This window comes from Klebsiella sp. CN_Kp066, assembly GCF_040065135.1.
In the GTDB taxonomy this organism is placed as follows: Bacteria; Pseudomonadota; Gammaproteobacteria; order Enterobacterales; family Enterobacteriaceae; genus Klebsiella; species Klebsiella oxytoca.
The window spans coordinates 295,853-303,343 of record NZ_JBEAIU010000056.1 but is presented as its reverse complement, the minus strand read 5'-3'; the positions used below and the strand labels follow the sequence as shown (position 1 = coordinate 303,343).

Annotated in this window: 4 protein-coding genes and 2 other RNA genes; 2 read left to right on the top strand and 4 right to left on the bottom strand. The window is 57.2% G+C overall.

Annotated elements, in window-relative coordinates; translation table 11 throughout:
• Positions 1-99 precede the first annotated feature (99 nt).
• Together ABLV75_RS24995 and ABLV75_RS24990 are read left to right on the top strand one after the other, a co-directional pair.
• A non-coding RNA gene (locus ABLV75_RS24995) (RtT sRNA) lies at positions 100-231 on the top strand.
• 46 nt (positions 232-277) lie between these two features.
• A non-coding RNA gene (locus ABLV75_RS24990) (RtT sRNA) lies at positions 278-408 on the top strand.
• 180 nt (positions 409-588) lie between these two features.
• Here the strand turns inward: ABLV75_RS24990 and narI are convergent.
• The 4 genes from narI to ABLV75_RS24970 are packed head-to-tail and all read right to left on the bottom strand — an operon-like array spanning position 589 to position 7,248.
• A complete protein-coding gene (narI, locus tag ABLV75_RS24985) occupies positions 589-1,266 on the bottom strand; it encodes a respiratory nitrate reductase subunit gamma (protein WP_004103123.1) in 678 nt (225 codons plus the stop codon).
• Positions 1,266-1,976 carry a nitrate reductase molybdenum cofactor assembly chaperone gene (gene narJ, locus ABLV75_RS24980; protein ID WP_004103124.1) on the bottom strand — a complete coding sequence of 237 codons (711 nt, stop codon included), beginning with the start codon at positions 1,974-1,976 and terminating at the stop codon, positions 1,266-1,268. The genes narI and narJ overlap by 1 nt, the downstream gene beginning before the upstream one ends.
• Positions 1,973-3,508 (bottom strand): nitrate reductase subunit beta, encoded by a 1,536-nt coding sequence (narH, locus tag ABLV75_RS24975; RefSeq protein ID WP_004103125.1) that lies wholly within the window; start codon positions 3,506-3,508, stop codon positions 1,973-1,975. Before narH ends, narJ begins: the two co-directional genes overlap by 4 nt.
• On the bottom strand, positions 3,505-7,248 hold the full coding sequence (locus tag ABLV75_RS24970; protein ID WP_004103126.1) for a nitrate reductase subunit alpha: 3,744 nt from the start codon (positions 7,246-7,248) through the stop codon (positions 3,505-3,507). The genes narH and ABLV75_RS24970 overlap by 4 nt, the downstream gene beginning before the upstream one ends.
• Positions 7,249-7,491 lie beyond the last annotated feature (243 nt).

Here is a 7,491-nt window from a genome sequence, read left to right as displayed (position 1 = left end):
CTGTAAATCTGCCGTCATCGACTTCGAAGGTTCGAATCCTTCCCCCACCACCATCACTTCTCTGTTACACCGCTACCTGCTCAAAGCACATTGCCATATATTCTCCCGATGCAGGGAAGGATGAGAAGCTTCGATTAAGGTTCGAGTCGAGCGTCAGCGAGACAACGTTGCCGCAGGCAACGGCCCGAAGGGTGAGGAGCGAAGCGACGAATAATCCTTCCCCCACCACCATCACTTCTCTGTTACACCGCTACCGGCTCAAAGCACATTGCCATATATTCTCCCGATGCAGGGAAGGATGAGAAGCTTCGACCAAGGTTCGAGTCGAGCGAAAGCGAGACAACGTTGCCGCAGGCAACGGCCCGAAGGGTGAGGAGCGAAGCGACGAATAATCCTTCCCCACCACCATCACTTCCCTGCAGTACCTCAGCAAAATCAAATAATCAAAACCGTCTTAGTTAGCTCTTTTATTGCTCCAGAACTGATTCTGTATTTCTGCCATATTTGCCCCGGCAGCGCTACGCCGGGAGCAGACCGCACCAATGAAAAACCCTGCCGCAGCAGGGTTGAGCTTTACACGAAATAGAATCAGCGACGGGCGCGAACAATCTGGTATTTGCGCGTCAAGTACTCGACCGGCGCGCTCCAGATATGCACCAGACGGGAGAACGGGAACAGCACAAACAGCGTCATCCCCAGCACCAGGTGCACGCGGAAAATAAACGCCACGCCGTCCAGATGCTGCGAAGCCCCGCCGTGGAAGGTCACCACCGACTGCGCCCAGCCCACCAGCTTCATCATTTCGCTACCGTCCATATGCTGAGCGGAGAACGGAATAGTCAGCAGACCCAGAGCGCACTGCACCATCAGCAGGGAGAGGATCAGAATATCCGCTCCGGTGGTGGTGGCGCGCACGCGGGGGCTCAGCAGACGGCGTTTCAGCAACAGTAGCCCGCCCACCAGCGTCATGACGCCGCAGGCGCCGCCCGCGATCATCGCCATCTTCTGCTTCACGTCAACCGGCAGGAATGACTCGTACATCCAGTGCGGCGTCAGCATGCCGAGAAAATGACCGGCAAAAATTCCCAGAATACCGATATGGAACAGGTTCGAGGCCAGATTCATCCCTTTACGGTCCAGCATCTGGCTGGAGGCCGCACGCCAGGTGTACTGCCCATAGTCGTAACGTAGCCAGCTGCCGACCAGAAATACCGTCCCGGCGATATACGGATAGATGTCAAAGAAGAACATATTCAGGAAGTGCATTAGTGCTGTCCTCCGTTAGAGATATTCAAATATTGCGGGGCAACGGCTCCGGCAAAACGACGCTGGTGAGCGGAGATCTCCGACTCGCCGCAGCCCTGATCGGCAAAGAATTTCACCTGTTCTTCTTCCCAGACGGCGTCCAGCGCCTGCGGCGTATCGTCGCGGGCCTCATCGGCGATTTTTTCCGCCACTTTCTGGCTATCTACCTGGGCGTTTGCCAGCTTGAGCAGCAGCTCAAACAGTACCGCGTAGCGGCTATCGCGCTGCTGCAGGCGAGCGCTCAGTAGACCGAGAATCGGCGCAACGTCCTGCAATCCGCCGCGCGCTTCCGCCTCCGGCAGCTGCGCCAGATACTCAAGATACAGCGGGAGATGATCCGGCAATTCGCGGCTATCCAGCTGCAGACCGTGGCGTTCATACTGCGCCATCAGGTCGACCATCGCCTGGCCGCGATCGCGGGATTCGCCGTGCACGTGCTCAAACAGCAGCAGCGAAGTCGCACGGCCGCGATCGAACAGCTCACTGTAGCGAGACTGCGCGTCCAGCACATCCTGGGCGGTCAGGTCGCGCAGGAAAACGCTCAGCTTATGGGCATCCTCCGGCGCGAGCTTTTCCGAAGAGGCAATAGCGTCGAACAGCTCCTGCTGATGCTGCCATAAGGCAGCGTCAGGGTACTCAAGAAGGCGCGACACAATGACGAGTTCAATCATGGGTGCGGCTCCGTTTTGCTGGTGACGTCGATAGCATCGATACGGCGGCTGTTGAACAGATTAAACTGGCTGTCAGAACCGTGGCAGCCGTCACCGAAGGTGAAGCCGCAACCGTTTTTCTCCGGGAAAGCATCGCGGGCCTGCTCGCGATGGCTGCTCGGCACCACGAAACGGTCTTCGTAGTTGGCGATAGCCAGATAGCGATACATCTCCTGCGCCTGGGCTTCAGTGAGGCCAACCTCTTCCAGCGCCCGGGTATCCAGTACGCCGTCTACGGTCTCCGCGCGTTTGAAGTGGCGCATCGCCAGCATGCGTTTCAGCGCCAGCAGCACCGGCTGGGTATCGCCCGCGGTTAGCAGGTTTGCCAGATACTGAACCGGGATACGCAGGCTTTCGACGTCCGGCAGAATACCGTTGCTGCCCAGTTCACCCGCATCGGCGGCTGACTGAATCGGCGACAGAGGCGGCACGTACCAGACCATAGGCAAGGTGCGATATTCCGGATGCAGCGGCAGCGCCAGCTTCCAGTCCATCGCCATTTTGTACACCGGCGACTGCTGGGCGGCTTCGATAACCCCCTGCGGCACGCCGTCCTTCAGCGCCTGCTCAATCACTTTCGGGTCGTTCGGGTTGAGGAACACGTCCAGCTGACGCTGATACAGGTCTTTCTCATTCTCCGTGCTGGCGGCATTTTCAATCGCGTCCGCGTCATACAGCAGCACGCCGAGGTAGCGAATACGCCCCACGCAGGTTTCCGAACAGACGGTCGGCATCCCGGATTCGATACGCGGGTAGCAGAAAATGCACTTCTCGGATTTGCCGCTCTTCCAGTTGAAATAGATTTTCTTGTACGGGCAACCGGTGATGCACATGCGCCAGCCGCGGCACTTGTCCTGGTCGATCAGCACGATGCCGTCTTCTTCACGTTTATAGATCGCGCCGCTCGGGCAGGTCGCGACGCACGCCGGGTTCAGACAGTGTTCGCACAGGCGCGGCAGATACATCATAAAGGTGTTTTCGAACTGGCCGTACATCGCCTTCTGCATGTTTTCGAAGTTCTGGTCTTTGGCGCGTTTTTCAAATTCGCCGCCCAGAATCTCTTCCCAGTTCGGACCGCTGGTGATTTTATCCATCCGCTGGCCGGTGATCAGCGAGCGCGGGCGAGCGATCGGCTGATGTTTGCTTTCCGGCGCGTTGTGCAGATTCTGGTAGTCGTAATCAAAGGGCTCGTAATAGTCGTCGATGCCCGGCAAATGCGGGTTAGCAAAGATTTTACCCAGCAGCATCGCGCGGTTGCCCATGCGCGGCTGCAGCTTGCCGTTGATCTTACGGATCCAGCCGCCCTTCCACTTTTCCTGATTCTCCCAGTCGTTCGGGAAACCAACGCCCGGCTTACTTTCAACGTTGTTGAACCACGCGTACTCCATACCCTCGCGGCTGGTCCAGACGTTTTTACAGGTGACTGAACAGGTATGACAGCCGATGCACTTATCGAGATTCAGCACCATGCCGACTTGTGAACGAATTTTCATTTTACGCTCTCCTGTACCTGGTCGTTACCTTCGCCATCTAACCAGTTAATATTCTTCATCTTACGTACCACCACGAACTCGTCGCGGTTAGACCCTACCGTGCCGTAGTAGTTAAAGCCGTAGGCCAGCTGCGCATAGCCGCCGATCATATGGGTCGGCTTTGGCGTAATACGAGTCACGGAGTTGTGAATCCCCCCGCGCTGTTCGGTGATCTCAGAACCCGGCAGGTTTACGATACGTTCCTGCGCGTGGTACATCATGGTCATCCCGGCCGGTACGCGCTGGCTTACCACCGCGCGGGCGGTCAGCGCGCCGTTGCTGTTAAACACTTCGATCCAGTCGTTATCTTCGATCCCCAGATCTTTGGCGTCCGCTTCGCTCATCCAGACAATCGGCCCGCCGCGCGACAGCGTCAGCATCAGCAGGTTGTCGCTGTAGGTGGAGTGGATCCCCCACTTCTGGTGCGGCGTCAGGAAGTTCAATGCCTTCTCCGGGTTGCCGTTGGATTTCGCGCCCATCACCGTTTTCACCGACCGGGTGTCGATTGGCGGACGATAAACCAGCAGGCTTTCGCCAAAATCACGCATCCACTGGTGATCCTGATACAGCTGCTGGCGGCCGGAAAGCGTGCGCCACGGGATCAGTTCGTGAACGTTGGTGTAGCCGGCGTTATAGGAAACGTGCTCATCTTCGAGTCCGGACCAGGTCGGGCTGGAGATAATTTTGCGCGGCTGGGCCTGAATATCGCGGAAGCGGATTTTTTCCTCTTCTTTATTCGTCGCCAGGTGCGTATGGTCACGACCGGTAAATTCGCTGAGCGCCGCCCAGGCTTTAACCGCCACGTGGCCGTTGGTTTCCGGCGCCAGGGTCAGAATCATCTCTGCCGCATCAATGGCAGTGTTAAGCATCGGCTGGCCTTTCGCCGGGCCGTCCGCTTTGGTGTAGTTGAGCTTGCGCAGCAGATCCATCTCGCTCTGGGTATTCCAGGCGATGCCTTTACCGCCGTTGCCGATTTTCTCCATCAGCGGGCCGATAGAGGTAAAGCGTTCGTATGTCGCCGGATAATCGCGCTCGACGGTCAGAATATGCGGCGCGGTTTTCCCTGGAATCAGGTCGCATTCGCCTTTTTTCCAGTCCTTAACGTCCAGCGGCTGCGCCAGTTCGGCGGCGGAGTCGTGCTGGATAGGCAGCGTTACCACGTCGGTTTCCTGACCCAGATGACCCACGCACACTTCGGAGAACTTTTTCGCGATATCTTTGTAGATATCCCAGTCGCTTTTCGATTCCCAGGCCGGGTCGACGGCGGCAGACAGCGGATGAATAAACGGATGCATATCCGAGGTATTCATGTCGTCTTTTTCATACCAGGTAGCGGTCGGCAGCACGATGTCGGAGTAGAGGCAGGTACTCGACAGACGGAAGTCGAGGGTCACCACCAGATCCAGCTTGCCGTCGAGACCGTTATCTTTCCACTCCACTTCTTCCGGCTTCACGCCGCCCTGCTTGCCGAGATCTTTGCCCTGAATACCGTTTTCCGTACCCAGCAGGTACTTCAGCATGTACTCGTGGCCTTTACCGGAGGAGCCCAGCAGGTTGGAACGCCAGATAAACAGGTTGCGCGGATGGTTTTTACCGTTTTCCGGCTGCTCTGCGGCAAAGCGAATGGAACCCTCTTTCAGCGATTTGACGGTGTAATCGACCGGCGTCATGCCCGCTTTTTTTGCCGCTTGCGCAATTCGCAGCGGGTTGGTGCCCAGCTGCGGCGCCGACGGAAGCCAGCCCATACGCTCGGCGCGCACGTTGAAATCAATCAGGTGGCCGCTGTAGCGGGATTTATCCGCTAACGGCGACAGCAGTTCCTGCGCGGTTACGGTTTCATAGCGCCACTGGCTGGAGTGGTTATAGAAGTACGATGTGCTGTTCATATGGCGCGCCGGACGCTGCCAGTCGAGGGCAAACGCCAGCGGCTGCCAGCCGGTCTGCGGACGCAGTTTTTCCTGGCCGACATAGTGCGCCCAGCCGCCGCCGCTCTGACCGACGCAGCCGCAGAAGATCAGCATATTGATAAGACCGCGATAGTTCATATCGAGGTGGAACCAGTGGTTCAGACCGGCGCCGACAATGATCATCGAACGGCCGTGGGTCTTATCGGCGTTATCGGCAAACTCCCGCGCGGTGCGGATAATATGCGCCCGGGAAACGCCGGTGATTTTCTCCGCCCATGCCGGGGTATACGCTTTGACGTCATCATAGCTGCTGGCGCAGTTTTCATCGCCGAGTCCGCGATCCAGGCCATAGTTCGCCATGGTCAGGTCGTAGACGGTGGTGACCAGCACGGTAGAACCGTCGGCCTTCTGCAGGCGTTTTACCGGCAGTTTGTGCAGCAGCACGTTTTCCAGCTCGACTTTATTAAAGTGCTCGGTACCTTCGCCGCCAAAATAGGGGAAGCCAACGTTAGCGATATCGTCGTGGCCGCCCAGCAGGCTCAGGCGTAGCTCGACATCTTCGCCGGTTTTACCGTCGCGCTGTTCAAGATTCCATTTACCTTTGTCGCCCCAGCGGAAACCGATAGAACCGTTCGGTACGGTGATTTCGCCCTTCTCATCAAAGGCGACGGTTTTCCATTCCGGATTTGTTTCCTGACCTAATGCATCCACCAGATCAGCTGCGCGCAGCATGCGGCCTGCGGCGTAATAGCCATCGCGCTCTTCGAGCATCACCAGCATCGGCATGTCGGTGTAACGGCGCACGTAATCGGTAAAGTACTGGCTTGGTTTGTCGAGGTGGAACTCGCGCAGCATGACGTGACCCATCGCCAGCGCCATCGCCGCATCGGTACCCTGCTTCGGCGCCAGCCACAGATCGCAAAGCTTGGCGATTTCGGCGTAGTCAGGGGTGATAGCAACGGTTTTAGTGCCCTTATAGCGAACTTCGGTGAAGAAGTGGGCATCCGGGGTACGGGTCTGCGGTACGTTGGATCCCCAGGCAATGATATAGCTGGAGTTGTACCAGTCGGCAGATTCCGGTACGTCGGTCTGCTCGCCCCAGGTCTGCGGTGATGCAGGCGGCAGGTCGCAGTACCAGTCGTAGAAGCTCAGGCAGGTCCCGCCGATCAGCGACAGATAGCGCGCGCCGGAGGCATAGGAGACCATCGACATCGCCGGGATGGGCGAGAAGCCGGCTACGCGGTCCGGGCCGTAGGTTTTGACGGTATAGACGTTAGAGGCGGCAATCAGCTCGTTCACTTCCTGCCAGGACGAACGCACGAAACCGCCGCGGCCGCGCGCCTGCTTAAAGCTTTTCGCTTTATCAGCGTCTTCAATAATCGAGGCCCATGCGTCAACCGGATCGCTGTGCTGTACTTTCGCTTCACGCCACATTTTCATCAGGCGTTTGCGCATCAGCGGGTACTTCAGGCGATTAGCGCTGTAAAGATACCAGGAGTAGCTGGCGCCGCGCGGGCAGCCGCGAGGCTCGTGGTTTGGCATATCCGGACGGGTGCGCGGATAGTCGGTCTGCTGGGTTTCCCAGGTGACAAGACCATTTTTGACATAAATCTTCCAGCTGCATGAGCCGGTGCAGTTGACACCGTGGGTGGAGCGCACAATTTTGTCATGCTGCCAACGTTGACGGTATCCATCCTCCCAGTCCCGGTTGGTTTTTAGAAGCTGGCCGTGCCCATCGGCAAAGGTTTCACCCTTCTGTTTGAAGTAGCGAAACCGGTCCAGGAATTTACTCATCGGGTTTCTCCTGTGTGGAGCCTGACGGCTCTCTGATAAATCGACATTGCTGGATTTGCAGCGAAGGTAACGCTATGAAAGAGGGAGAGAATTGATAACGATCAAGACGATAGGGCTTATAAAAGCCGCTCCGGAAGCCTGATACCACCAAAGTAGTATTTATTTCTATTTTATATCTATATGATTTACATAGCAATTCATCTAAAAAACCTGCAAAGGCCAGGGTTTTGCCATTCGCCATGG

Excerpts from the sequence above, each read along its gene's own strand:
- narI (WP_004103123.1), bottom strand. The coding sequence starts at position 1,266 with ATGCACTTCCTGAATATGTTCTTCTTTGACATCTATCCGTATATCGCC.
- narJ (WP_004103124.1), bottom strand. The coding sequence starts at position 1,976 with ATGATTGAACTCGTCATTGTGTCGCGCCTTCTTGAGTACCCTGACGCT.
- narH (WP_004103125.1), bottom strand. The coding sequence starts at position 3,508 with ATGAAAATTCGTTCACAAGTCGGCATGGTGCTGAATCTCGATAAGTGC.
- ABLV75_RS24970 (WP_004103126.1), bottom strand. The coding sequence starts at position 7,248 with ATGAGTAAATTCCTGGACCGGTTTCGCTACTTCAAACAGAAGGGTGAA.